Here is a 629-nt window from a genome sequence, read left to right on the forward strand (position 1 = left end):
GACACGGACACATCCTGAGCTGAATGCGCGTCTGTCCTGTTCAAACAAGTTCTTACTTGGCGTGTCATGCAAATAAATAGCTTGTGGGTTAGGCATATTGAACTTGTACAATCCCAGTGCATTTTGTAAGCCCGACGCCTGTCGCATACGATAAGGAAATGTTCTCGGATTCACCGTTGCCCAATTGATGGTTGTAGGGTCAATAATTTCGTTCGAAGTCCAAGACCGAATGATTTGAATGTTATGGTTAATCAAATACATCGGATTACGTTTTACTTTAGGAATAATGTCTTTAACCATGATAGTCCAAGGCACGTTCCAAGTTGGGTTGAGAATAACTGAATCCAGTGCTACCGACATGATGGGCGTTTTTCTTGATGCTCTCCCTACCACGACTTTAGACTCAAACAAGGGTTGACCGTCATGCCAATACGTGACTTCGTATCCAGGCACGTTAACAAAGACAACATTATCCCTTTCTTTCGACCAAATTCTTGAACGCTCAGAATTCAACGCCAGCAGATGCAATCTCTCTTGAGGAGAAAAGTTGATCCATCGAATGGTATTCGGGCCGATAACGCCATCTTCTTTCAAACCATGAATACGCTGGAACTCTTTTATCGCAAGCT

Annotated in this window: 1 protein-coding gene; it reads right to left on the minus strand. The window is 43.2% G+C overall.

The annotated features are described in order from the left end of the window. Positions 1–629: L,D-transpeptidase family protein (locus IQR33_RS12375; protein ID WP_193843726.1), on the minus strand; the 629-nt coding region annotated here is incomplete at both ends.

Origin of the sequence: Vibrio sp. OPT46 (assembly GCF_015163535.1) — a bacterium.
GTDB classification, from domain to species: domain Bacteria; phylum Pseudomonadota; class Gammaproteobacteria; order Enterobacterales; family Vibrionaceae; genus Vibrio; species Vibrio alginolyticus.